General features: G+C 50.2%; 20 protein-coding genes and 1 pseudogene. 1 reads left to right on the top strand and 20 read right to left on the bottom strand.

The window, feature by feature from the left end; translation table 11 throughout:
* From FS806_RS11455 to cymR, 12 genes and pseudogenes are all read right to left on the bottom strand, one after another.
* On the bottom strand, positions 1-289 hold a 289-nt coding region (locus tag FS806_RS11455), incomplete at its 3' end, for a helix-turn-helix domain-containing protein (RefSeq protein WP_144936100.1).
* Positions 261-488, bottom strand: a pseudogene (locus FS806_RS11450) (IS607 family transposase); the annotation flags it as partial. The pseudogene FS806_RS11450 and the gene FS806_RS11455, both read right to left, overlap by 29 nt.
* Positions 489-718: 230 nt before the next feature.
* Complete coding sequence (locus FS806_RS11445; RefSeq protein WP_144936097.1) at positions 719-1021, bottom strand: DUF1292 domain-containing protein; 303 nt, start codon at positions 1019-1021, stop codon at positions 719-721.
* Positions 1021-1374: a DUF1292 domain-containing protein gene (locus tag FS806_RS11440; RefSeq protein WP_144936094.1), complete on the bottom strand. Its 354-nt coding sequence runs from the start codon at positions 1372-1374 to the stop codon at positions 1021-1023. The genes FS806_RS11445 and FS806_RS11440 overlap by 1 nt, the downstream gene beginning before the upstream one ends.
* Positions 1375-1383: 9 nt before the next feature.
* Positions 1384-1800, bottom strand: coding sequence for a Holliday junction resolvase RuvX (gene ruvX, locus FS806_RS11435; RefSeq protein WP_144936092.1), 417 nt, complete (start codon positions 1798-1800; stop codon positions 1384-1386).
* A 53-nt stretch (positions 1801-1853) separates the two neighbouring features.
* A complete protein-coding gene (locus tag FS806_RS11430; protein ID WP_144936089.1) occupies positions 1854-2120 on the bottom strand; it encodes an IreB family regulatory phosphoprotein in 267 nt (88 codons plus the stop codon).
* Positions 2121-2372: 252 nt separating this feature from the next.
* Entirely contained in the window at positions 2373-4997 is a 2625-nt protein-coding gene (gene alaS / locus FS806_RS11425) for an alanine--tRNA ligase (RefSeq protein ID WP_144936086.1), read from the bottom strand.
* A 766-nt stretch (positions 4998-5763) separates the two neighbouring features.
* Positions 5764-6837, bottom strand: coding sequence for an AI-2E family transporter (locus FS806_RS11420; protein WP_186328325.1), 1074 nt, complete (start codon positions 6835-6837; stop codon positions 5764-5766).
* A gap of 194 nt (positions 6838-7031) precedes the next feature.
* Complete coding sequence (locus FS806_RS11415) at positions 7032-7232, bottom strand: hypothetical protein (RefSeq protein WP_144936112.1); 201 nt, start codon at positions 7230-7232, stop codon at positions 7032-7034.
* Positions 7233-7242: 10 nt separating this feature from the next.
* Positions 7243-7758, bottom strand: a complete 516-nt coding sequence (locus FS806_RS11410) for a PRC-barrel domain-containing protein (RefSeq protein ID WP_144936083.1) — start codon at positions 7756-7758, stop codon at positions 7243-7245.
* 208 nt (positions 7759-7966) lie between these two features.
* Positions 7967-9118 (bottom strand): cysteine desulfurase family protein, encoded by a 1152-nt coding sequence (locus tag FS806_RS11405; protein WP_144936080.1) that lies wholly within the window; start codon positions 9116-9118, stop codon positions 7967-7969.
* 187 nt (positions 9119-9305) lie between these two features.
* Positions 9306-9725: a cysteine metabolism transcriptional regulator CymR gene (cymR, locus tag FS806_RS11400; RefSeq protein ID WP_144936077.1), complete on the bottom strand. Its 420-nt coding sequence runs from the start codon at positions 9723-9725 to the stop codon at positions 9306-9308.
* 271 nt (positions 9726-9996) lie between these two features.
* Between cymR and mnmA the strand changes: the two genes are divergently transcribed.
* Positions 9997-11169, top strand: a complete 1173-nt coding sequence (gene mnmA, locus FS806_RS11395) for a tRNA 2-thiouridine(34) synthase MnmA (protein ID WP_144936074.1) — start codon at positions 9997-9999, stop codon at positions 11167-11169.
* 170 nt (positions 11170-11339) lie between these two features.
* Here mnmA and FS806_RS11390 read toward each other — a convergent pair whose 3' ends face one another.
* The 8 genes from FS806_RS11390 to FS806_RS25730 form a co-directional block, all read right to left on the bottom strand.
* Positions 11340-13046 (bottom strand): potassium/proton antiporter, encoded by a 1707-nt coding sequence (locus FS806_RS11390; protein WP_144936072.1) that lies wholly within the window; start codon positions 13044-13046, stop codon positions 11340-11342.
* A 571-nt stretch (positions 13047-13617) separates the two neighbouring features.
* A complete protein-coding gene (locus FS806_RS11385; RefSeq protein WP_144936069.1) occupies positions 13618-14871 on the bottom strand; it encodes a replication-associated recombination protein A in 1254 nt (417 codons plus the stop codon).
* Positions 14872-15539: 668 nt separating this feature from the next.
* Positions 15540-16289, bottom strand: a complete 750-nt coding sequence (locus FS806_RS11380) for a tRNA threonylcarbamoyladenosine dehydratase (RefSeq protein WP_144936066.1) — start codon at positions 16287-16289, stop codon at positions 15540-15542.
* A 37-nt stretch (positions 16290-16326) separates the two neighbouring features.
* Positions 16327-18105, bottom strand: a complete 1779-nt coding sequence (aspS, locus tag FS806_RS11375; protein WP_186328327.1) for an aspartate--tRNA ligase — start codon at positions 18103-18105, stop codon at positions 16327-16329.
* A gap of 107 nt (positions 18106-18212) precedes the next feature.
* Positions 18213-19469 carry a histidine--tRNA ligase gene (hisS, locus tag FS806_RS11370; RefSeq protein ID WP_144936061.1) on the bottom strand — a complete coding sequence of 419 codons (1257 nt, stop codon included), beginning with the start codon at positions 19467-19469 and terminating at the stop codon, positions 18213-18215.
* Between the two features lie 899 nt (positions 19470-20368).
* Positions 20369-22288 (bottom strand): FAD-dependent oxidoreductase, encoded by a 1920-nt coding sequence (locus FS806_RS11365; RefSeq protein ID WP_144936109.1) that lies wholly within the window; start codon positions 22286-22288, stop codon positions 20369-20371.
* Positions 22289-22354: 66 nt separating this feature from the next.
* Positions 22355-23881, bottom strand: coding sequence for a coproporphyrinogen III oxidase (locus FS806_RS11360; RefSeq protein WP_260982059.1), 1527 nt, complete (start codon positions 23879-23881; stop codon positions 22355-22357).
* A 227-nt stretch (positions 23882-24108) separates the two neighbouring features.
* On the bottom strand, positions 24109-24282 hold the full coding sequence (locus FS806_RS25730) for a hypothetical protein (protein WP_186328324.1): 174 nt from the start codon (positions 24280-24282) through the stop codon (positions 24109-24111).
* Positions 24283-24300 lie beyond the last annotated feature (18 nt).

Genomic DNA, 24300 nt, shown 5'->3' with positions numbered 1-24300 from the left:
CGGATTGTCCTTTGAACATCTTCTTGTAGGCATCACATGCGTCTTTGACGGCTTGTTTCGTTGTCTGGGCAGATATATCGTTCAACCACGCATATTCTTCCGTCTGCTTCAGCTTCGTCAATTCTTTTCGCAGCTCGCCATCAGGAATAAACTTGCCGCCATTCCGATCGTTTTCTTCCTGACGAGCCAGCGTCCAATTGTATACCCACCTGGCCGCCCCGGCCGAACGCCATAACGCTTGTTCCTGATCAGGAGTCGGTTTAATTCTGACTTTTTTCGCAAGAATCATCTTCCATCAACTCCTTGAGCATCTTTCTCGCTTTGATCGCTCGTTTCCCTTACAATCGACAACTAAATACGGTGACGATTTGGATCAGGTCCTCCACTAATTCTTGTTCTTCCGTTTTCCCTGTTTGATCGATGATTTCTATTGATGTTCCAAATTGGCTGCATAAATTCTCCATGAGTTCATAACCAAATCGAAGCAGAATGATCTCAAACCACAAAGTGACGTATGCCTTCGAAGCGTTTTCCGTCCGCACTCCAACGGAGTCGGCGTCTAAACCTTCCTCAAACGCGGTCGCTCTTCCTGACTTAGCTTCGATAAAGGTTTATACAGTACTTTGCGGGGAGCCCCGGAACTTATAAATCAGAAAAAGAGCGGCTTCCGCCGCCCTTTTTATCCTAGCATATTCTAAAAAAATGTTCTACCCGCCCGCTAGTCGAAGTCTGCAGTCATTTCATCATAGATTTCGGATACGGTTTCCCATTCTTCATCATCCAGAATCGTTTCCAATTCAGGGGCTCCTGTATCATTACGGGTAATACGAAACACCGATTCCGCCTCATCCTTCTGCGGTTCGGCCGGCGCCAGGACAGCATATTCATTCGGCCCGAGAGAAAATTCAGCGAGAAGCACGTAAGTACGCGAGGATTCCTCATCCTCCAACACCACTTCATCACCGAAGGTTGTCTTCAATACATCAATGGGCTTAGCGTCTTTCAATTGGTAGATTTGCATTACCGATCATTGGCCTCTTTATCGCCATCATCGTCGTCTTCGTCGCCTTCTTCGTCTTCCTCGTCATCTTCCATCTCATCCATGAGTGTATTGAAGGTCTCTTCAACGATATTCCATTCTTCTTCATCGTCAATCGTATAGAGCTTCAAATCGTCACCGTCTTCCTCATAACGGAAAGCGTACACCTCATCGGTCTCATCGTCATTGGCTTCCACGGGAACGACCATCATATACTTTTTGTCCGAGCCGTCGACTTCAAATTTCATGATGACCTCAAATTCTTCCTCGTTTCCTTCTTCATCTGGAATGTAGATGATTTCCGGTTCGTCCAAATGCATCTCATCGTTCGCCATTGTACAACCTCACCTTCTCTTATTAGAATCCAAATAGCCTTGCAATATTAGGGAGGCGGCCATCTTGTCGATGACTTGCCTCCTTTTTTTACGACTGACGTCTGCCTCCAGCAATGCTCTTTCAGCAGACACGGTCGTCAATCGTTCATCCCAAAGGTGAACGGGGAGTCCAAATTTAGTTTGCAATAATTGCGCAAATTCCATACTCAGCTCCCCGCGAGGACCGATTGTGTTGTTCATATTTTTCGGCAGGCCGACGACAATTTCCTCCACACCATGCTCGCGGATAATTTCTCCCAGCCTTGCCAAATCGGCGGCTTTGTTCGTGCGGCGGATAACCTCCAGGCCTTGGGCCGTCCAGCCTAACTCATCGCTCAAAGCAACGCCGATGGTTCTGTCTCCGTAGTCCAAACCCATCCATTTCATCAACTAGTCTCCCGTCTTGCTAATCGAAAAAAGACATTTCCTTCGATATTTTATTATTTGCGCTTCTTTCCCTGCAAATAATATCGGACCAATTCCTCAATCAATTCATCTCGTTCCCGTTTGCGGATCAGGCTCCTGGCGTTATTATGTCTAGGGATATAAGCCGGATCTCCGGACAGCAAGTATCCCACGATCTGGTTGATCGGGTTGTAGCCTTTTTCCTGCAGAGCGTCGTATACGGCAATCATAACCTCTTCCGGCGATGTCTCAATCCCGTCGGCTTTGACATTAAACTTCATTGTTTTATCCATGGAATTCATGACCGCACCTCCTTGAGAGTTCTGCCCGTTAGGCAAAACCTGCTTCATACCCTATTCCTTATTAGTCCGATGCCAGCGCCTAACCCGTTGCGCCTCTAACGCAGGGCCGATCGTCCTGCGCCGGAGGTCTGCAATGGCCGACAACCTTTCATCTAACTGATATATTCTCTGCCCCTGTCGATAATTCCTCTTTTAACAGACAAATTTTCTCAGAATCCCCTATCGTGATGCCCTTCTGGGCTAAATTGCCCATTAAGCCATACGCTTGATTAGCTCGGGAACTTGTCTTATGGCTTCGTCCAGCTTGGACGGATCTTTCCCTCCCGCCTGAGCCATGTCGGGACGGCCGCCTCCGCCTCCGCCGCAGATCGCCGCCGCTTCCTTGACAATCTTGCCGGCGTGGTAGCCTTTCCCCACCAGATCGGGAGTTACGGCTGTGACAAGATTCACCTTGCCGTCTACAGCCGCGCCCAGCACGATAATACCGGATTCCAGTTTCGTCTTCAATTCATCAACGATTGTCCGTAGAGAATCCATATCCCCTGCATCCACTCTAGAGGCCAATACAGGCACACCATCGACCTCCTGCAGCCGATCCGTCAAACTGCCCGCCTCGAGATGGCTCAGCTTGCCGCGCAGGGACTCTATCTCCTTGTTCAGCTCACGAACCTGGCCGAGCATGGAGTCGATCCTGCGGGGGACATCGCTAATCCCCGACTTCAGCATCGCTGCGGATTGTCTAAGAAGATCAAGCTGCTGCTCCAAATATTCATAAGCATAACGGCCGGTTACCGCCTCTACCCGGCGTACACCGGACCCTATTCCGCTTTCGCTCACAATCTTGAACAACCCGATTTCCGCCGTGCTCTCTACGTGGCAGCCTCCGCACAGCTCAATGCTGTAATCCCCGATCCGGACGACCCGCACAATGTCGCCATACTTCTCTCCGAATAGAGCCATAGCCCCCATCGCTTTAGCTTCCGCGATCGGCATGAGGGAGATGTCCAGGCCGGTCCGGTTCCATATTTGCCGGTTAACCCGAACCTCGATGTCCTGCAGTTCCTCAGGGCTGATTCCGCCGAAATGGGAGAAGTCGAAGCGCAGACGATCCGGAGCGACCAGGGAGCCGGCCTGATTGACATGCTCGCCGAGCACATCCTTCAAAGCTTGGTGCAGCAGGTGGGTCGCCGTGTGATTTTTAATGATATCATCGCGCTTGATCCGGTCTACGACAGCTTCTACCGTATCCCCGGCGCGCAGAGTTCCTTGCTCCACCTTGACCGTCATAACATGCTGTCCATGCGGGGCTTTGCTTACGTCCTCGACCTTGGCCTTCGCCTGTGCTCCCGTCAGCATTCCCGTGTCGCTAATCTGTCCCCCAGACTCGGCATAGAATGGCGTCCGGTCCAGAACGACCTGACAGATATCGCCTTCGTTTGCCTCTTCCGCCATTTGCCCTTCTCTTACGATCGCAATCACTTTAGCAGTTGTTACCAACTCATTATAACCAACAAACTCGCTTTTATCCGTGAAATCGGCCAGTGGACCGCCTTGAACCTTCATGCTGTCGTTGTCCTGACGGGCAGCCCGTGCCCGCTCCCGCTGAGCCTCCATCGCCTGCTCGAATCCTTCGCGGTCGACATCCAATCCGTGCTCCTGAGCGAAGTCCTCGGTCAAATCGAGCGGGAAGCCGTAAGTATCGTACAGCTTGAACGCATCCGCACCGCCAATCCGGCCCGATCCGTCCTGCTTGGCCTTGTCGGCCAGACCGGCAAGAATCGCCAGACCGTCGGATAACGTTTCGTGGAACCGCTCTTCCTCCGTACGAATGACTTTGTCTATGAACTCGGCCTTGTCCGTCACTTCGTTGTAATACACGCCCATGACCTTCCCGACAACGGGCACAAGACGGTAGAGGAAAGGCTGATTGATTCCCAGTACTTTACCATAACGGACTGCGCGGCGCAGCAGCCTGCGGATAACATAACCCCGGCCCTCGTTGGAAGGCAGGACACCATCCCCAACAGCGAACACGACCGTCCGAATGTGATCCGCTATCACCTTCAGAGCAACATCCTGTTCCTCGTTATCCTTATAACGGACGCCGGCAATCTCGCTGATTTGCTCGATGATCGGCACGAACAGGTCGGTGTCAAAATTGGAATCGACATTTTGCAGGATGGAAGCGAACCGCTCCAATCCGGCGCCGGTATCGATATTTTTATTCGGCAGAGGAGTGTAGCTGCCGTCCTTATTGTGATTGAACTGGGAGAATACAAGGTTCCATACTTCCAGGAAGCGCTCATTCTCTCCGCCGGGCCAGCATTCCGGGTCGCTGAGATCGCCGTAAGCATCGCCGCGGTCGTAGAAAATCTCGGTACATGGACCGCAAGGGCCTTCTCCTATATCCCAGAAATTGTCCTCTACCTTGTAAATCCGTTCTTCCGGCAAGCCGATTTTATTCTTCCACAGATCGAAAGCTTCCTGGTCCTCCGGATATACGGTTACGGATAGACGTTCCGGGTCAAAGCCTATCCACTTGGGATCGGTCAGAAACTCCCATGCCCACGTTATCGCTTCTACCTTAAAATAATCGCCTATCGAGAAGTTCCCCAGCATCTCAAAAAACGTATGGTGTCTGCGGGTCTTGCCCACATTTTCGATATCGTTCGTGCGGATACATTTCTGCGCATTCGCTATCCGCGGATTCTCCGGCTTCACACGGCCGTCGAAATAAGGCTTGAGCGGGGCCATCCCGGCGTTAATCCACAGCAAGGATGGATCGTTATGGGGAACGAGCGGGGAGCTCGGTTCGATTTTATGTCCTTTCTCCGCAAAAAAATCAAGCCATTTTTGACGAATTTCACTAGCTTTCATCCATACCTTCCTCCATTATCAATATATCAATATTAAAAAACTCCGTTGGGGTCCGTTCCGGTTAGGGCGAACAATGGGAAAATCAAATTTTCCACCGCTTCTGATGATGCCGCTTGACGAACTGGCGACGCTTTTCCGACTTGGATGTTTAACTGGATTTTATACAGCTAGATTGCTCCTCTGGAGCAAAAGACGGAAACTAAGTGGAAAAACTACAGCTAGTTTGTGCAAAAAAGGCGTTTTCGGCCAAAAACCTCGATTCTAAATGCAGTTTTTCCATTTACTTTAATCGCTTTCCACCATTCGCTTGAAATTACCTGCATAAATTACAGTTAATCGTCTTTACCAACTTCATGATTCAATACACTTATACTTTCTAATGCGGTAAAACAAAAAACGCCCCTTCATTCAGGGACGATTCTAATCGCGGTACCACCCTGGTTATTGCCTTGCGGACATGATCGTCCCCATGCAATCTCCTCTAGTGAGATGTAACGGGTCTCCCCGGTGGTGTTTATCCACACTCCGAAAACAGCATCCGTCATTCTTCATCCCGGAGGTTCTCGCAGCCTGTCCTTCGACAGGAACCTCTTCTCTGAGGGAGGGCTATGACTTCTTGGAATTCATCCTCGCTTTATCCGCTATTTAACTATTACTTATGCCCCAAATTATAGCGGTTATTCCGTGCCCATGTCAACATTTGTCATGGCCCGGTCTCTTCGATCCGTATGCGTCCATTCCCTGCCGGTTCTTATTGGCATAGATCCTAACCGGTAGGCTTGCGGTGAACATAATAAATGAAAATATGCTGAACGATCACCTTCATGACCGCGAAGAACGGCACGGCCAGAATGAGCCCGATAATTCCCGCCAGCTCTCCCCCTACCAGCAGTGCAAAAATAATCGTTAGCGGATGCATATGCAGGGTCCGCCCAACCACTTGGGGTGAGACTACATTTCCCTCCAAAATTTGAACGAGAGTGTTTACGATAATGACATACAACACCATTTTCCAGGAAACGGTAGCCGCCATAATGATGGCCGGGGCAGCTCCGAAGAACGGCCCCAGATAAGGAATAATATTGAATATACTGACCAGACTGGCCATAAGCAAAGGATAGGGCATATCGATCAGCCAGTAGCCGATATAGGCCAGCAGCCCTACAATTACACAAACAATAAACTGCCCGCGAATATAATTGCCCAATGCTTGGTCAATATCACGTAGCAGCTTGACCGTTGGCTTCCGGTATGATTTGGGAACGATGGTGATGACTCCTCTTTCGATTAATTTAAAGTCCTTCAATATATAGAATGCGATGAACGGAACGATAAAAGCTATAAACAGCGTATTTATCGTGCTGCCGATCCGGTCTATGTAATCCGAAATAGCGGTTGAAATCCCCTTCTCCCATCGCTCTATCGAATTATAAATTCCTTCGCGGATACTGTCGGGCAACAGCGGATGATCGTTTAAAGTGATCATCAGACTTTCCGCCTGCATCGTCATCTGTGGAATATGCTCGTTTAACTCCGCCAATTGGGTCACAAAGACCGGAATCAAATTAAGCATAATGACGCTGAGCGAAGTGATGAACACCGCATAAATCAACAGAACCGCTACCGTCCGCGGAACCTTCCTCTGATTAAGCAGCGTGACGATCGGGTTCAGAACATAAGAAATAATCAAGGCAATAATAAAAGGGGCCAAAATAGTGCTAATCAGTCTATATCCCCAAACAATAATAGGCCGGACCAATATAAGCATATACAGAATCAACAATCCGGCAAGCACGAACAAAAAAAATCCGAACCATTTATTTTTGTAAAAAGGCTCCACCCGTTCTCACCCCGTTTCATCCGTTTCTCCAAAAACGGACTAGCTCCTACAATAGTATATGTAGCAGTCAGGCAATTTAACCCGGGTAGAGAGCTTAAACCCTGCCATGCAAAAGCATCCGGCTTTTCAGGAAACAGAAACCTCGGTTCCGTTTCGTAAAAAACCGGATGCATGATACGGCTCAGCAAACAAAATTAATTAGCATGAATTTCTTGCGGAGCAGGCTCTTCAAAAAACAAATCATCCAAAGAACTAAGTGTACCGTCTTCTTCCACCTGATATACGGACATCTTGTCTCCATTCACCGTCAGCTCAATGAAGCAGCCCCAGCAATAGAACTGGTGCGAACCGATTTTCCCTATATCCTTGGAGTTGCAATTAGGACATCGCAGCATCTCTTTCACCCTATTCCTCGTATAAAATATCTTCCAACGAATCTTTACAGCTTACAGGGACCATGATAACATCTTGTCCCATCTTTGCTTGCTCAGGAGCGGGCAGCCATTTGCGGCCGTCCTTGACATCGGCCAGGAAGCCTTCCGATAATTCAAATCCTATTATTCTTTTATCCATATTTTGAGAAAAATAAACATCCTCCACCCGTCCCAATTGCTGCCCGTTAACCGTCAGAAGAGGCAAGCCCATAATTTGCCCCGATCCCGTGAGCAGAACCCATGCTCCGGTGATGTCCTCCTCCGAGCGGATCACAGCTTCATCAGTCACGGTAACGGCGTCTTCCCCGAAAGAGTTGATATCTTCCCATAAGATGAACCTTGGGCTCGAGAACCAGGACTTGTTATCGAGCAGGATCGCCTGCACCTGCCATTCGGAATCGATCCATAAATCCTTAACGGATCCAAGCTGTTTTCCGGTCCGCACATCAATAACGGGCAGTCCCAGCATATCTTTAGCTCTGCGCAAAAGACTTGTCTCTCCTTTCGACCGATCAAATTGCCAAATTCAATAATAAGGCTGCATGTCCTTACAAAATTGTTTGTCAATTGGGCCATGCTTATTCTGACCGTGCAAAAAGAGGACAAACCCGGGTATAGAGCTGCCCCAAGGCGGTGCTTCAATCATCACTCTAAACGGCTGAAGGCCGACCTTGGGACGTATGTCAGGTTCAAGGCTAACTGTTATTATTACGGATTCTGTTAACGATGGTTGCAGTTATGGAGGCGGCCCGTTCGATGTCTTCGATTGTGTTGCCGGGCCCGAAGCTGAAACGAACTGCCGATTGGGTAACCGGAGAGGGAAGCTTCATCGCTTGCAGGACATGGGAGATCTCCAGAGCTCCCGAATTGCAGGCGGAACCGCTGGCCGCAGCGATCCCTTCCAAATCGAGGTTCATTAGAAGGGTTTCGGTCGAAACTCCCGGGAAACTGACATTGAGAATATGAGGCAGTGTCAAGTTCGGATGGCCATTAACGATAAAGCCATCGGAACCAAGTTCTCTGGTCAAGCCTTCGATCATTGTTCGGCGGAATGCCGTCATCTGCGCCTGCTTCTGCTCCAGGGCCGAGACGGCTCTGACTGCCGCTGCGGCGAAGCCGACAGCTCCCGCAACATTTTCGGTTCCCGCGCGGCGTTTACGTTCCTGCAGCCCTCCATAGGATTGGGGAGCGAGCCGCACTCGGGGAGAACAGTATAATCCTCCGATGCCTTTGGGGCCTTCGATTTTGTGTGCGGAGAAGCTGACCAAATCTACGGGAAGCTCCGAAAGATTAAGCTTTTCCAGTCCGAGCGCCTGGACGGCATCGGTATGGAACACTATTCCATGCTGCCGGGCTATTTCGCCAATCTCGCGGATCGGCTGCAGCGTACCCACCTCGTTATTTCCGTACATGACACTGATCAATGCGGTGTCGGGTCTTATCGAACGTTCAACGTCCTCCACGCGCACTCTTCCCGTTGCATCAACCGGAAGGTAGGTCACTTCGCAGCCATGCTGTTCCAAATGCCGGCAGGCATGAAGTACGGCATGATGCTCTATCTCGCTCGAGATGATATGACGCTTGCCCTTCGCGGCTGCTACAGTGCCGAGGACAGCCAAATTATCGCTCTCTGTCCCTCCGCTCGTCCATATCCATTGGTTGGCTTCACAGCCTAGCATCGAAGCGATCCTTTCTCTCGCATCGTTCAAGGCCCAATGGGCTTCACGCCCGAAGGAGTGGACACTGGAGGCATTCCCGAATATATCCGTCAAATATGGCATCATAGCTTCCAGCACTTCGGGATGCAAGGGGGTCGTGGCTGCATGATCGAGATAAATACGTTTCATCGTCTTCTCCTAAACATGGGATGTGTTCTCTCTGCGAGTCATGTGGAATACGGGGCGCTGCCAGGCTCGGAGCCGGGGAGCAGCTATCCAAATGTTGGATGAAGAGGCCAAGGAGTATGTTATAACACCGGATTCGGGCAAATCTCATGGACCGCCGGGCCAAACATCGGCAGTCGACGGCAAGGCACTAAATGTAGAACATATAGCTGTCGCTCCTGCCCTCGTCTTTAAAAGTTATCAGGGATGCCAAGGTAGTGGAATCCAATACCTCCGCAATACTGTCACGGATGCGAATCCATAGGTCTCGCTTGGCCGGATCGTCTTCCTCGGTGAAATCAACGGGACTGATCGGGCCTTCAAGAACACGAATAATGTCTCCCGAAGTAATCTCCTCGGCAGGCTTGGATAAGATATAACCGCCGTAAGCTCCGCGTACGCTCTTAACCAGACCGGCGTTGCGCAGGGGAGCTATCAGTTGTTCCAAATAATGCTCCGATAATTGATGCTTCTCTGCAATGCTTTTTAAGGAAGTGGGGCCTTCACCGTAACGATTGGCCAATTCCATCATAATAGTCAGCCCGTAGCGTCCTTTAGTCGAGATCTTCAAATCAGCACCTCATTTGTATCGTATTGCGACTTGTAATTCAAGGCGAATTATTGTTATCAAGCTTAACCAAAATAAAGACAATTCATGCTAAAATGGATGGCAAAAGTCGGATAAAAACCGATATGACCGCCATCTTTCTGTAGATCTTGAGTATCATATTCTACATTAACTATATGTTAACACAGAATTGCTTCTACGGGAATGAAAACCATGACTTTTTCATGAAAATTATAAAGGTTCTTATTTTCACAATAGCGGTTATCAGGCTAAAATGTGTTACAATAATACAGCAGTCAGTAAAACAAAGCGAGGGATTAAATCAATGGACAAGCCGATTGAAAAGACGAGAGTCGTCCTTGGAATGTCTGGAGGAGTCGACTCATCAGTAGCCGCCCTTCTTCTGAAGGAGCAGGGGTACGAAGTGATCGGCATCTTCATGAAAAACTGGGACGATACCGACGAATTCGGGTATTGTACGGCGGAAGAGGACGCCGAAGACGTGCGCAAAGTATGCGCCCAAATCGGCATACCTTGCTATACCGTTAATTTCGAGAAGCAATATTACGATAAAGTGTTTTCTTATTTCCTGGATGAATACCGCAAAGGGAGAACCCCTAATCCGGATGTTATGTGTAACCGGGAAATCAAGTTTGGCGAGTTTTTACAGAAAGCGTTGGAACTCGGAGCCGATTATATCGCTACCGGGCATTATGCTCGGGTCGATTTCCATGAAGGAAAATATCGTCTCCTCCGCGGCCTTGATGCCAACAAGGATCAAACCTACTTCCTCAACGCGTTGAACCAGTATCAGCTATCCAAAGCGATGTTTCCAATCGGACATTTGCCTAAACCGAAAGTCAGGGAGTTGGCCGCAGCGGCAGGACTCGCCACCGCCAAGAAGAAGGATAGCACGGGGGTTTGCTTTATTGGAGAAAGAAATTTCAAGGAATTTCTGAGTCATTACCTGCCGGCCCAATCCGGAGATATCCTTACGCTGGACGGGGAATACAAAGGTAAGCATGACGGGCTCATGTACTATACCCTCGGCCAACGCCAGGGCCTGGGGATTGGCGGGTCCGGCACCGGGGAACCGTGGTTTGTCGCGGACAAGGATCTGAACCGCAATATTCTGTACGTCGTTCAGGGCGACACTCACCCGCGGCTATACTCCACCGCGCTTGAAGCTACGGATGTGAGCTGGATCGATGGCCAGCCGCCTGTAGGAACGCTCCGCTGCACCGCCAAATTCCGCTACCGGCAGCAGGATCAGGGGGTAAGAGTAAGCATGACGGGAGAAGGCACCTGCCGGGTCGAATTCGACCAGCCGCAGAAAGCCGTTACCCCCGGACAAGCCGTAGTATTCTATGACGGAGAGCTATGCTTGGGCGGCGGCATTATCGACCGCACGGAACGGATGGATGAACCGGAAACGGATCTCGTTTAGGGCTGATGGCCTGATTTTATGCCAGACAAGGATAAAAGGCTATCGCCGCCCTTTGGACAGGTGCGTTTACCGGTGAAATATTAAGAAGGTATAAGGTGAAACTTATACCTTCTTAAACAAAAAGCAGCGGATTCGGTGCTTCACCGTTTCCGCTGCTTTTTTTATTGAACTTATTTCTCCTTGTTTCCGTTTTGTTCGCGTTGCTCGTGGTGTTTCGAATGATTAGGCGGGGTCCCGGATTCCGTCTGACCCGAAATCTCTGCCTTCCACTCAGGCCCCCCGCTTTCTTCTTGTCGATCTTCCGGGGCGGTCCCGTCTGGAGAAGGAGAAGCCTCCGATGCCGAATGAGTCCCCTTACTGCCTCCGGCCTCGCTTTCGTCCGCTTTCCTTGAAGGACGTTCTCCTTCCGGTTCCGCAAAATCATCCTCTTCCCCGGGCTTCATGGCGATAAACAGATTTTTGACATCTTCTGTTTTAGCCTTGGACACCAGTACGTATAGTATATCTCCTCCGCATAACCGGGTAGTTCCCCTTGGAGTGATCATCTTCTCCCCGCGGATCACCGCCGTTATCAAAGTATCCTCCGGCAGGGCCAGGTTCCGGATTTCCGAACCGACGACATTCGCCTGGTCTTCGATTTGCACCTCGATAATTTCCGTATTCGTCTTACCGATCGAGACCAGTTCCAAGCTGTGGGGGGCAGTCGGCTTCTTGTCTCCCGTCAGGCCGAGCCAATTGGCCAAGGGAGTAATGGTCCAGCCCTGGATAAGAGCGGAGGTCAATACGATGAAGAATACCATATTAAAATATAAATACCCGTTTTCCATCCCGGCCAGCAGCGGATAAGTCGCCAGTACAATCGGCACCGCTCCCCGGAGTCCGCACCAGGAAATCAATATTTTTTCCTTAAAGGAGAACTTCATGAATATCATGCTGAGGAAAACACCGACCGGTCTCGCTACGAACATCAATAGAGCGGATAAGGCCAAGCCCTGCCATGCAATGCCGATCAACTCCGACGGAAAGACAAGAAGTCCCATCAGAATAAACATGGATATCTGCATCATCCAGGCGAAGCCTTCATTAAACCGGAAAATCGAGTGGCGGTAGGTCAAATCCGAATTTCCGACCAGAACTCCCATCACGTATACCGCAAGAAGCCCGCTTCCGTTGATCAAATCCGTCGTGCTGTAAGTAAATATAGCGAAGGCAACGGACAAGACCGGATATAATCCGGAGGAATCCAAATTAATTTTGTTGATGCACCAAACGGCAACCTTCCCCAGCAGCAGCCCCATGAGCAAGCCTACGCCCATCTGCCAGAACAAATTGACCAGCAGAATCCAGAAATTGGAGTCCGGCGATTGATAAAGCTGAATAAGCGATACGGTAAGAAATACCGCCATCGGATCGTTCGTGCCCGACTCTGCCTCCAGTGTTGAGGACAGCTTCTGTTTGATGTTGCGAGTGCCGAGGGCGGCAAAAACGGCAGCCGCATCCGTAGATCCGACAATAGCTCCAAGCAGCATTCCTTCGATCAAATCCAAATCGAGAATCAGAATGGCGAAAGCGCCGAAGACGATCGTTGTTAAGAAGACGCCGAAGGTGGCCAATGACAAGGAAGGGACCAGCACCCTGCGCATATTGCTCCACTTCGTTTGGAGCCCTCCCTCGAACAGGATCACGATCAGGGCCAGAACTCCGAATAGCTGAGTAACCGCGGCATTATCAAAGTAAATAAACTTATTGATGACCATTCCGACGACAAAGAACAAAACCAGCGAAGGCAGCCCGAATCGTGCGGAAAATTTGGTAGTGATGACCCCTATTAGTAACAGGATGGCAACCAGTAAAATCGCATTGTCTGTCGATAACAAATGAATATCACCTTCTCGCTAGCATCTCGTTCCCGTTTAACGGTCTTTCCTGATTGTTTACCAAGAACGGCAAAAATATTGTCATCGTTAAAGTACTTTTATGTACGCCTTGTTTTCCCTATGTTTGTATGACAAGGCGCGGCTCCCCCTTAGAATGATGCGCCGACCTTATTTTGCCCCACTCTTTATTATAAGCTTACTTGGGCGGATTGTCATTGTTACCGGCCCAAAAAAAAGCAAAAAAACCTAAAATACATCCTTTTCAAAGGAATGTCTTTCGGTTTTTTCGTTTTTCTGGTTTATCCTCATTTTTTCTTCCATTCCCTGTTCGTCGGCTATAAAAAATGGCTGCTCTTTGAGTGCGTCGGGAAAATGCTGTCGTTGCACATAATGATTAGGTTCTTTTACAAGGCATAGCCCACCACTTCATTCAGATCTAAAAGTCGATTGTATTTTAGACCCTTAATTTCTCCTTATGATTAACGACTTTTGACTAATAACTCGATTGCCTCTTGAACAAGTTTACCGCCCAGTGTTTCTTGGAAATGAAAAATGCCCCCGCAAGGAGGCATTACTTTCTGTTTTCTTTGTCGTAATATCGAGCATAAATTTTTGATTCGGTTCCTGAATTTTGCGGGAAGTAAAACTTTTCGTTCTGAATTTCAGGCGGCAAGTACTGCATTTTGGAGTTGGGATTATCAATCGGGTTTATATAGCTTCTAGAGCCGTCTCTGATGTTTTCCGGAACAGGATAAGCACGATGATTTCTAACCGTCTGAAATGCGCTTGCAAGCCCTTTATAAACACTATTGGACTTAGGACTCTCCGTAATGTAAACCGTGGCGTGAGCAAGCGCTAAACGTCCCTCGGGCATCCCGACAAATTCAACCGCTTGCTGCGCCGCTATCGCTATTTGTAAAGCATTTGGATTTGCCATTCCGACGTCTTCTGATGCATGAACAACAAGTCTTCGGGCAATGTATAACGGATCTACACCAGAGTCCAGCATACGGGCAAGCCAATAAAGAGCCGAATCCGTTTGGGAACCGCGCAAAGATTTGCAAAAAGCAGATACAATATCATAAAAATCCGTAGTTGTTATGGAATTCACTCTGGAATCGTATGCCTCACGAATATGCTGTAGTTCAATAAGATTTCCTTCGTAAAGGGAGTAAGCAGCCATTTCCAGTGCATTAAAAGCGCTCCGCACATCCCCATTACACACATCGGCCAAATACTCCAAAGCTTCGTCCGTAATCTCAAATTTGTTTTCCAAACCTCTATTGCTTTTCAGCGCACGAACAATGATTTCTTTCAAATCATTGTGGTCTAATGCCTTTAAGGTAAAAGTACGGCATCTGGAAACCAGCGGCGGAATTAAATCGTGAGCAATGGATTCGGTGGTCAGTCCGATCAGAATGATAGTCCCGTCTTCTACATGTGGAAGCAATGCCATTTGAACATTACTTTTCATAGCGTGAATTTCATCTATCATTACAATGGTTTTTTGACCGTACATTTTTAAATTGTCTTTAGCGGTACTTATGGCTTCACGAAGTTCTGCAACGGTTAAGGAAACCGCATTTAAACGTACGAAATTGGCTTTTGTGGACTGAGAGATAATATAAGCAAGACTTGTCTTACCGCTACTTGGAGGACCCTGTAAAATCATACTTGTGATTTTGTCGGTTTCAATAATCTTCCGCAGGACTTTACCTGGCGCTAAGATATGGGACTGACCAAAATATTCATCAAGCGTCTGAGGGCGCATACGTTCGGCAAGTGGCTGGTGGTCTGTTGTTGGATTTAGGTCAAATAAGTCCAATGTGATTTCACCCTTACAGTTAAAAATAATTTCGAGCGCACATTATGGCGCTGCTTGGCGAAAGCCTACGGCCCTCGCTTGGTGGTAGATCGTCATAGCTTATGAGGCCATTCACAATCGGCGCCGGAAAGGCGAACTATGCGTTGCATAGTGAAAGCCTACGTCCCTCGTGTGGTGCTATGCATACTGGCCTTAGGCAAAAGAAGCAAAAGCGCATCCTTCTTCTCTTAAATCGCCTATTGTAGTGGGCAAGCCTGCAAAAATACATGAATTTCAGTTCATGACAGGCATTTTCTTCAATTTGATGCTCAAAAGCATGTATTTTCGCAGCAATTTTTGCCAACGAACCAGCAACCTGTTCAAAAGATGCAAAGTTGCAGGTTTTCCTACCAAAAGCTGTCACGACCAAGGATAAACGGCTGTCACCGACCTTTGGACAGGCGCACCGATGAAATATAAGAACAGGGATAAGGTCAAACTTATACGCTTAAATGTTGAAAAAAGAACATGCCGCCGGTTACCGGTCGACATGCTCTATTATACCATATTATTTGCCGGTGACCGTCCCTGTCCCCCCGGCTCGGGCCCAACGAGCCGAGCGGCCAAGCCCGGTAAGAGGGGCGCTTTAACTTTAGCACAGAGCGTCGCTCTCCCCTCCTGCAGCAATCTCAAAGACCGGCTGACTTAAGCAGATCACGCACGGCCACGCTTACCATAATTAATCCCGCCACCGGCGGAACGAACGCGTTGCTGGCCGGCGGCTGTTTAGCTTTGCGGATTTCGGGCGCATTCTCCGGTACGATCTGCTTCGTAACATCTTCCCTCGGCCTTACCGGTTCTTCGGTGGAGAAGACCACCTTAACCCCCTTGGTAATCCCTTCTTTCCTCAGCTTCTGGCGAATGACCCGGGCCATCGGGTCCATCGTTGTCTTCGAGATGTCCGCCACCTGAAAGCGGGTCGGATCCATTTTGTTCGCCGCTCCCATACTGGAAATAAGCGGGATTTTACGCTGCAGGCACTGCTTGATCAGATGAATCTTATAGCTGATCGTATCGGAAGCGTCAATGACATAATCTAGCGGATACTCGAACAGCTTCTCGTATGTTTCCTCAGTGTAGAACATCTGCAGCGCTACGGCATCGCAATCCGGATTGATATCCCGGATTCTTTCCTTCATCAGCTCCGTCTTCTGACGGCCGACGGTCGACAGCAGCGCATGCAGCTGCCGGTTGACATTCGTTATATCGACAACATCCTTGTCGATCATAACGATGCGGCCAACGCCGGTGCGGGCCAAGGCTTCTACCGCGAAAGAGCCGACGCCGCCGACGCCGAGCACAGCTACGGTGCTTCTTTTCATCACGTCCAGCCCTTCCGGGCCAATGGCGAGCTCCGTCCTCGAAAATTGATTCAGCATTGCTTTTCCTCCTTTTGACAGGCTTAATCAGACAGTTTTATTGGGAGGAGGAAGGCTGCTTCACCGCAACTCGAATGGAGAGCTGCTCCAATTGCTGGCTGTCCACCTCTCCGGGAGCGTCCATCAGCAGACAAGTGGCGCTTGCCGTCTTAGGGAATGCAATCGTTTCGCGAAGATTGGAGCGTCCGGCCAACAGCATAACCAGACGGTCCAGCCCGAATGCAATTCCTCCGTGCGGTGGAGTACCGTACTCAAAGGCTTCCAGCAAATAGCCGAACTTATCCCAAGCCTCTTCCTTGGAAAAGCCGAGAGCAGCGAACATTTTCTCTTGGATATCGCGCTTGTAGATCCTCATTGATCCGCCGCCTACTTCGTATCCGTTCAAGACCAGGTCATAGGCCTGTGCCCGAATTTTGCCCGGATCGGTATCGAAGTAATGAATATCCTCTTCCTTCGGCCGTGTGAACGGGTGATGCTCAGCGACATAGCGCTTCTCTTCTTCGTCGTAGCCAAGCAATGGGAAATCGACGATCCAGGCAAATTTGAACTGGCTCTCATCAATGAGCCCCAAATCCTTGCCCAGCTTCAGGCGCAGATTGCCGAGCACATCCGCAACCACCTTAGGCTTATCTGCCGAGAATACGAGCAGGTCTCCTTCTTCCACCTGCAGACGCTCAGTGAGGGCCGCTTTCTCTTCCTCGGTAAAAAATTTAACGATCGGTCCTTTCCAGTCGCCGTCCTTCACCTGAATCCAGGCAAGCCCTTTGCCACCGTAACGTGCGGCGAACGGCTGCAGATCGTCCAGCTCTTTACGGCTCCAGGAGGCGCACCCTTTGGCATTCAGCGCCTTGACCTGACCGCCGTTGCCGACCACCGTCGAGAACACTTTGACGCCGCTGCCCGCCACAATATCGGACACCTCGACCAGCTCCAGGCCGAAGCGCAGGTCCGGCTTGTCGGAACCGTATTTGCCCATAGCATCGGCATAAGTCAATCTTTGGAACGGACGCGGAATGTCTACTCCGATAGTTTCCTTAAACAGCTTCGCCATCAGCTCCTCCATCATCTCCTGAAGCTGCTCCGGAGACAGGAAGGAAGTCTCGATGTCCACCTGGGTAAATTCCGGCTGGCGGTCCGCGCGCAGATCTTCATCCCGGAAGCATCGCGCGATTTGATAATAGCGCTCCAGCCCCCCGACCATCAGCAGCTGCTTGAAAATCTGCGGAGATTGGGGCAAGGCGAAAAATTCTCCCGGATGTACGCGGCTCGGCACGAGATAGTCGCGCGCACCTTCCGGCGTGCTTCTTGTTAAGATCGGCGTTTCCACTTCGACGAATTCCTTCTCGTCCAGGAAATCGCGGAAAATTTTGGCCGCTTTGGAGCGCAGCATGAGCGTCCGCTGCATTTCCGGGCGGCGCAGGTCGAGATAACGATATTTCAAGCGCAGCGCCTCGTCGATTTCGATACCATCCTCGATGAAGAACGGAGGATTCTTGGCCGCGTTTAAAATTTCAATCTCCGACACCTGAACCTCGATTTCACCGGTAGCCAGGTTCGCGTTCTTCGTCTCTTCCGCCCGTTCGACCACCTTGCCGCGAACGGCCAGAACATACTCGTTGCGCGCCCGGTCTGCGATCTCCAGCGCTTCTCCGGAAAAGTCCGGGTTGAACACGATCTGCACAATACCTGTCCGGTCACGAAGGTCGATGAACAATACCCCGCCCAGGTCCCGTCTTCTTTGGACCCATCCGTTTAATTGAACGGTCTCTCCTACGTGAGCTTTGCCAAGCTGACCACAATGATGCGTTTTTAACATGGACATATCTTTCTTTCCTCCTCTAAAAGTATGGGGATTTCATCGTTCTTCTCTTCACTCGAAACCTAAATGTATTCCTGTTTATCGCAGCCAAACTATGCGAATTTTTAACCGAGGGACGATTTCAGGAAGGACAGCAGCTCGCCAAGCGGTACGGACTGCTGTTCCCCCGTAGCCATTTCCTTCAGAGCTATGACGCCCTGCTCCAGCTCATCCTCGCCCAGAATCGCCACATAGCGGGCCTGCGAGCGGTCTGCCGCCTTCAACTGCGCCTTCATCTTCCGCTGCAAATAATCCTTCTCGGCAGCTATCCCGGCCGAACGAAGCTCGAACAACAGCTTCACCGCTTCACGCTCCGCCCGGTCTCCCATCGGCACCAGATAAACGTCGATCGGCTGTGCGCCGGGAACGTCCGCCTGCTGGGATTCCAGTACGAGCAGAGTTCTCTCAAGGCCTAGCCCGAGGCCGACACCCGGCTGATCCTGACCGCCTATCTCTCCGACGAGCCCGTTATAGCGTCCGCCCCCGCCGATCGTATCGATGGCTCCGATGCCTTCCGCCTTATACTCGAAAGCGGTGTGAGTATAGTAATCGAGGCCGCGGACAAGCCGCGGGTTGATCCGATACGGAATATTCATGGCGGACAGGCTCTGCTTGACGGCCTCAAAGTGTGCCGCGCATTCCTCGTCCAGGTGATCGATCAGCTCGGGAGCCCCGGCGAACCGATGCTGGTCGACTTTGCAGTCCAGCACGCGAAGGGGATTCTTCTCCATCCGGTTCTGGCAGTCTTTACACAGCTCGCTGCGCATCGGCTCAAGGAAGTTCAGGAGCGTCTGACGGAACCGGGCCCGAATTTCCGGGGTACCCACGGAATTGATCTCAACCGTCACGTCGCGAATGCCAACTTCCTTGTAGAAGCTGTAGCCCAGCGCGATGACCTCCGCATCCAGGGCAGGATCGGTCGAGCCGAACGCTTCAACGCCGAACTGGTGGAGCTGGCGGTAACGGCCCGCCTGCGGCTGCTCATAGCGGAACATCGGCCCGATATAATACAGCTTGGTAACGTCTGGTTCCGCGTAGAGCTTGTTCTCCGCGTAGGCTCTCACAACGCCCGCCGTTCCTTCGGGCCGAAGCGCTATATGACGGCCGCCTTTGTCGAGGAAAGTATACATCTCCTTCTCCACGATATCGGTCGTCTCGCCAACGCCGCGCTGAAACAGCTCCGTATGCTCGAAAATCGGCGTGCGGATTTCTTTATAATGATAGCGGCGGCACAAATCTCTTGCTTTCGCTTCGATGTACTGCCACTTTTCCACAATGCCGGGCAGCAAATCCTGTGTGCCTTTCGGCTTCTGAAAACTCATTTCACTTCCTCCTTCTGCATTTCATATAGAGACTCGGGCAGTGCGGATCGGGACACATCGGGCATTCCGCAAGGATAAACGGCTATCGCCGTCCTTAGGACGGGCGCGTTTACCGATGAAATATAAGAACAGGTATAGATGAAAACTTATACTTTCTTATATTTACAAAAAATCCCCCGTCTCCGGCCATAACAGCCAGGGACGAGGGATTATATACAAATCACCCGTGGTACCACCCACATTCGGGGCATTCTTCCCTTACCGTCAAGTAAGAGGAACGAAAGCTCCGCACTTCTCCGGTTAACGCCCGACTACGCGAAGCCGCTACTTCCACCCGCATCTTCATGCTGTGGGGGTCACGGCCCGTCCTCCGGGAGGTTATTCATTCAATCATCCTCAGGAAGCTTGCAGCCATCGGCTTCCCTCTCTGCAGAGGTGGGGTTGAATTACTGGGTCCCTTCAACGGATTTCGATATTCTCCAGTGATAAAGTCCTTAGTTGCGGTAGGCGCCGATCACCGGAGGGTCGTAAGATTTAGTATTGATTGTAATGCGCCGGCTTAGGATTGTCAAGTCATCCCAGAACGGATGTGTCATCTTGGAACAAATGACCCTTCTTAGAAGACTCCGAATCCCCTGAGCTGTGGAAAACTGCGGAATAGAAAAACCGGCCAAAAAGAAAAGAACCTGCGGCATCGGCTGCAGGTTGAATTAGTTATATATGTTACAAAAGGGGTCAGTTCTAAGTATAGACATTTATTATTACAAAGGCATGAACCTAACATTACAGTTTGATTACATCTATCGGACCTATGCCTGTTAGAAGACAGATCGCTGTGATGAAACGCCTCAACGCGCACCGAATAGGCGCGCGTTGAGCAAAGAATAATGCCTCGAGCTCTAAAACTTCACACCGACTATCCGTTCCAGAGTATCCTTAAGCATCATGAACGTCTCTCCATTGGTCAATTGTCCCTGATCCTTAATCATGTCTATCGTCGACTGCTTCAGCAGCCCCTTGTCGATCAGCTCGCTCTGAGCCTGCTCCTTCGGAACATCCAGCTCCACTGCTTTAGCTATCGTATAGCAAGCTTGCTCCAGAGTTAACGGCTGCTTGGCTGCTTCTTCCATACCTGCGATAGCAGCAGATGCATCTCCTTTGAACGAATTCGGATATACCCGCTTGGCTATATTCCATTGATTAACCAATCTCTGCGGATTGGATGTGTCATCGAGACGGAAATCGTTATTGTAGCCCCCGTTGGCAATACCCAGATAGACAGCTACCTTCAATCCCGGATAGGCAGGATGCTCCATGTAAGGATGTACCTTCGGAGTATATGGCTTGACATCCATCCCCTTGCTGTTGATGAGATCCTGAAGCTTCTTGATCTCTTCCTTGGATTCAGCCAGCTCCCGGAAGGTCATCTCTCCATCCATGGCAATTTTGACGGCTGCCCCGGCCGCTTCACCGGTTGCCATCCCGGTCGGAATGACCCGGGCGCTTCCATGCGGAAGCGTATCGAAGCTTGCGGAACGGCCAACCACCAGCAGATTATCTACCTTCTGGGGAACAATGCTGCGGAAAGGAATGGCGTATTTCGGCGGATCAAGAACGACCGCACCGTCATCCGCCGGACTTGTGCGCTGAATATCAACGGCATAGGAACCGAAAGCAATGCGGTCCCAATGATCGCGGTTTTCCAGCAAGTCCAGTATCGTCAGCCGGTACATTCCTTTCATGTGCCGGCTTTCTCTCACATAAAGCTCCGGCGCGGTATCGAGAAATTCTACATTGGCAAATTCCGGATACAGCTCCTTCATATGCTCCACTACATGCGGAATTTCTTCCTTGGCCAATACGAAGGCTTCTTCCCGCGATTTGGGATCGAACGGATCCACCCCGAAAATTTGCAGAGCATTAATCAGTATAGTGCCGTCGTTCTGGCGGCCTATATTTAATCCGCGCATCTTCATCCGTTCTTTATTGACTGCCGGGTACTTCTGCATCTCGACATAGCCCCAGGCCGACATATCCGTAGCACCGGTATTTGGATCGTTGTCATTGCTGAGCCGTTTGCGGACCTGCTTCCAAACCTCATCGTCCACATTCCCCAGACGGAAGACGAGAGTAACGGCCATCTTGGACTTCATATCGCCCAAATCTTCCCGGCCAATCGTGAACGGAACTCCCGCGGCAGCGGCAAAATCGCCATCCTGAGTCGCATCGATGACCGCTCTGGCCTTAATTTGCTGGACGGTTCCGTCCTCACGCGTAAGCGATATCCCCTCTACAACCATGTGATCCTCTTGGCCTTTGGCGAGAATCGGTTCAATCGCCCGCGCCTTCAGATGCACATCGAGGTTCTTCTCTCCCTGAACTATTTTATTAAAAGCGTTAGCCGCCGTAGTGACGTCGAACGAATCCCCCTCGACCTTCTCATACCATTCCGAGAAAATCCCTTTGTTCAGAACCGGCATCTTGGCACCGGGGACGATCGATTTATTCTCCACGTCATAATTCATATCAATACTATTGAGCCAGCCAAGGGTCATCAAACCGCCCAGTATTTCGCGGTCATGACCGTCCACCATAAGCGTTCGCAGCCCATTGCGGGAAGCGGAAACCGCCGCCGCGATTCCTTCCGGATCGGTTCCCACCACGATCACGTCATAATCATCCGCAGGCTGTGCAACAACCTCCACCTTCTCCAGCTCCTGCGGCTTGTTCCCTGCCGTAAAGCGGATACCGCCGCCGTACTTTTCCATATAATAAATCCAGCTGCTTCCCGCCGCAAGCAGGATAATAGCAGTGGCCATCAGTAAAATCCATTTATTCTTCACTGTAGACCCCCCATATATTAATCTATTAAGGATGAACGAATGTCAAATTCCCGCTTCGGACAAGTACGCCTGATTCAGCAGCTTTATTTTTTTGTCCACGTATTCCTTGTAATTTTGAATGTAAGCGGCAGGCTCTTTCGGGTTGGGAAAACGTTCAATCTTCTGCTGGGTATCCTCTTCCGTTCCCGGGTAAACGATTTTGCTTACCGCACCGCAGCCAAGTCCGAGAATCGTTTGCCGTTCTTCCATCATCACAATGTTATACAGGCTTTCCCTTCCTTCCAGGGAGTAACCGACATTTTCCAAATTGCCCAATATATTTTTCTGGCGATACAGATAGTAGGGCTGGTAACCGTTCCGCTCGGTCCAATCCGCAGCCATCTGCATCATTTCGGCGATTTCATCCCGTTCAGCTACTTCATAGTCACTGCGGTTTTTGGTCATTTTGGATGCCCGCTTAAAGGAAAGGGTATGGACCGTCAGCGATTCGGGCATCAGCTTGGCGGTTTCGTCCAGCGTTTGCTGAAACTGCTCTATCCCTTCATTAGGCAGGCCGATAATCAAGTCCATATTGATATTATTCATGCCCATTTGACGGGCCAGCTTAAATTTCTCCAATGTTTCGGTTACCGTATGGTGGCGTCCGATGGTATCCAGCGTCGATTGCGTGAAGCTCTGCGGGTTAATGCTGATCCGGTCCACCTTCCACTTTTGCAAGACCTCAATCTTCTCCGGGGTAATCGTATCCGGACGTCCGGCTTCAACCGTCAGCTCCCGAACCTTGTCCAATCCGGGGAATGATTGTTGAATCGTCTGGAACAAGGCGTCCATCTCATCCGCCTCGATGCTCGTCGGTGTTCCGCCGCCCCAATAAATCGTCGTAATGCCCAGACCGGCTTGCTGAAGCCACCGGCCCATCTCGCGGATTTCATAATGCAGTCCTTCCAGAAAACCTTGAACAGACCCGTTGTTTCCCCGAATATCATAAGCCGGAAACGTACAATAGGCACATTTGGTGGGACAGAACGGTATTCCTATGTAGATACTTATCTCTTTATCCAGCCGGAACAGATCGGGAATGACCTTCAGCTGCCGCTCTGCCACATCCGCAAGCAGCTTCACCTTGGGTTCGGTGATCAAATACTGCTCTCTCAATATTTGCTTACAGGTTTCTATATCCTGTTTATTCATCATGTTGTGCATTAATTTGGTCGGGCGGACCCCCGTGAGAATTCCCCATGGCTGCTCCAGCCCGGTGGCATCCTGCAGCACCTGAAGCAGGGAATAGAGAATCGCCCGCTTCACTATCCCTCGCTCTCCGGAATCGGGAATGGGCATCGTATGCTCATGTGACCAAGCTTCTCCCCCATCTGCCGCCGATAAATCCGTCTTCACATAGATATCACGGGTGTCTTCCTTCTTCCGCATTTCTATGACCGCTTGCCACTCCGCATCCTTCTCCTGCGTCTCCCACTGAACATTGGGCTGTTCAAAAAACAAGCGGGTAATATGATAAATTTCAGTCGAAAAATCATCGAATCCAATCCGATGAATCGCAATATTTAACAAGTGCGCACCTCCGAGGTGTATTTCCGTAAGCATGATTAGCCTATTGTAGAGTGTAACATAAGATGCCCGCCGAATAAAACATTTCCGGCAGATTTAGTGCGGCCGTAGGAACCCGCGGATTCCTTCATGCATCCTCCGTCTATATTAATTGAATCCTTCCTCCCAGAGACAAAAAAAGGACAGACTGAGTGTCCGTCCGTGGCTATTATGTTATCTCATTATAATCGTTAGCGAATGATTTTGCGCGGAACTCTCTTCATCGCGTCCCGTTCGGATTCGAAGCTGTGCTTGCCCTCCGTTGACCCGTCCAGGGTCAGGGAAGCGATCGCTTCATGGTAAGAGGCCGGAGCAGAAATTTGCTGGGAAAGCAGGACGGTTTCCTCCTTGACGGATCGGTGCACGTCTACATCTCCTTTATG

The organism is Paenibacillus sp. 32O-W, assembly GCF_007679495.1.
GTDB classification, from domain to species: Bacteria; Bacillota; Bacilli; order Paenibacillales; family NBRC-103111; genus Paenibacillus_L; species Paenibacillus_L residui.
Note: the sequence above shows the minus strand (reverse complement) of the source record. Positions and strands in the feature narration are given on the sequence as shown.

What these genes read in the sequence shown, in the direction of transcription:
- FS806_RS11445 (WP_144936097.1), bottom strand. Translation starts at nt 1,021, where the DNA reads ATGCAAATCTACCAATTGAAAGACGCTAAGCCCATTGATGTATTGAAG.
- FS806_RS11440 (WP_144936094.1), bottom strand. Translation starts at nt 1,374, where the DNA reads ATGGCGAACGATGAGATGCATTTGGACGAACCGGAAATCATCTACATT.
- ruvX (WP_144936092.1), bottom strand. Translation starts at nt 1,800, where the DNA reads ATGAAATGGATGGGTTTGGACTACGGAGACAGAACCATCGGCGTTGCT.
- FS806_RS11430 (WP_144936089.1), bottom strand. Translation starts at nt 2,120, where the DNA reads ATGAATTCCATGGATAAAACAATGAAGTTTAATGTCAAAGCCGACGGG.
- alaS (WP_144936086.1), bottom strand. Translation starts at nt 4,997, where the DNA reads ATGAAAGCTAGTGAAATTCGTCAAAAATGGCTTGATTTTTTTGCGGAG.
- FS806_RS11415 (WP_144936112.1), bottom strand. Translation starts at nt 7,232, where the DNA reads ATGCTGCGATGTCCTAATTGCAACTCCAAGGATATAGGGAAAATCGGT.
- FS806_RS11405 (WP_144936080.1), bottom strand. Translation starts at nt 9,118, where the DNA reads ATGAAACGTATTTATCTCGATCATGCAGCCACGACCCCCTTGCATCCC.
- mnmA (WP_144936074.1), top strand. Translation starts at nt 9,997, where the DNA reads ATGTGTTACAATAATACAGCAGTCAGTAAAACAAAGCGAGGGATTAAA.
- FS806_RS11380 (WP_144936066.1), bottom strand. Translation starts at nt 16,289, where the DNA reads ATGCTGAATCAATTTTCGAGGACGGAGCTCGCCATTGGCCCGGAAGGG.
- aspS (WP_186328327.1), bottom strand. Translation starts at nt 18,105, where the DNA reads ATGTTAAAAACGCATCATTGTGGTCAGCTTGGCAAAGCTCACGTAGGA.
- hisS (WP_144936061.1), bottom strand. Translation starts at nt 19,469, where the DNA reads ATGAGTTTTCAGAAGCCGAAAGGCACACAGGATTTGCTGCCCGGCATT.
- FS806_RS11365 (WP_144936109.1), bottom strand. Translation starts at nt 22,288, where the DNA reads ATGGCCACTGCTATTATCCTGCTTGCGGCGGGAAGCAGCTGGATTTAT.